The organism is Kitasatospora nipponensis, from assembly GCF_039528135.1.
GTDB classification, from domain to species: domain Bacteria; phylum Actinomycetota; class Actinomycetes; order Streptomycetales; family Streptomycetaceae; genus Kitasatospora; species Kitasatospora nipponensis.
Window position 1 is genome coordinate 1 of the sequence record NZ_BAAALF010000472.1, and the last position, 1289, is coordinate 1289.

The following is a 1289-nucleotide window of genomic DNA, read 5'->3' on the forward strand; positions in this document are numbered from 1 at the left end:
GTTGACGCTCTGTCCGGTTGCCGTCCGGGCTTCTTCCCTGCCGGCGATCACCAGTCTCGTCGCCGACGGGGACCCCCGGGAAGGACCTCCGGCCGTCCCCAACCGGCCAGTCCGGATCCGGACACGAATGCATGTACATGACACCTATTTCATGCCATCCGCACCCATCAGCCGCATACGAAGAGAGCTTGGGGCGAAAGCCACAGCCCCGCCAAAGCGCCCATAACGATCTTGAAGTCCAGGGTCGCAACTGGGACCATGGACGGACCAGGCGCGGTCGGGGGGAGCGCGCCGCCACAAGGATGGGCCAACCCTTGCTGGAAACACTCGGACTGAGCGCAGCCTCGGCCGCCGTCTACCAGGCCATGCTCGACCAACCGACCCACCGCATCGAGCAACTCGCCACCACGACCCACCTCACACCCACCCAGGTCCACGACAGCCTCGACGAACTCGGGCAGCTGCTCCTGGTACGCGCCTCCACCGAACACCCCGGCCAGATGCGCGCCGTCAGCCCCGACATCGGCCTGGCGGACCTGCTGCTCCGCCAGGAAGCCGACCTCGCCGCCCGACAGGCCCAGATCGCCACCTCCCGCGCCGCCGTCGCCGACCTCGTCGCCCAACGCGCCGACACCCGCACCACCCACGGCGAACGACTCCTCGGCATGGACGCCATCCAGGACCGCCTCGAACAGATGGGACGCTGCGCCCGCACCGAAGTCCTCGGCGTCCACCCCGGCGCCAGCCAACGCCCCGAGGACCTCGCCGCCGCCCGCACCGCCGACGCCCCCGTCCTGGCCCGCGGAGTCACGATCAGGACCCTGCTGCAGGAAGCCACCCGCAACGACCCCCACACCACCCACCACGCCCACTGGCTACTCGCCAACAGCGGCCAGGTACGCACCGCCCAGGTGCTCCCCCAACGACTCGTCATCGTCGACCGCTCCCAGGCCCTGGTCCCGATCGACCCCGCCGACACCCGCAAGGGCGCCCTGCACATCACCGAACCCGGCCTCCTGGCCGCCCTGCTCAACCTCTTCGAACAGACCTGGGACACCGCCGTCCCCATCGGCGCCACCCAACCCGAAGACCCCCAGAGCGGACTCACCGCAACCGAACGCGAACTCCTGCGCCTGCTCGGCAGCGGCCTCACCGACGACACCGCCGGCCAACGCCTGGGCGTCTCCGCCCGCACCGTCGGTCGACACATGGCCTCCGTCATGGAACGCCTGGGCGCCAGCAGCCGCTTCGAAGCCGGCATCAAAGCAGCCCAACGCGGCTGGCTCTGA

At 70.0% G+C, this 1289-nt stretch carries 1 protein-coding gene; it reads left to right on the forward strand.

Translation table 11 applies throughout. The features are described from left to right. The first annotated feature begins 314 nt into the window (after positions 1–314). Positions 315–1289: a helix-turn-helix transcriptional regulator gene (locus tag ABD323_RS41270; RefSeq protein WP_344447227.1), complete on the forward strand. Its 975-nt coding sequence runs from the start codon at positions 315–317 to the stop codon at positions 1287–1289.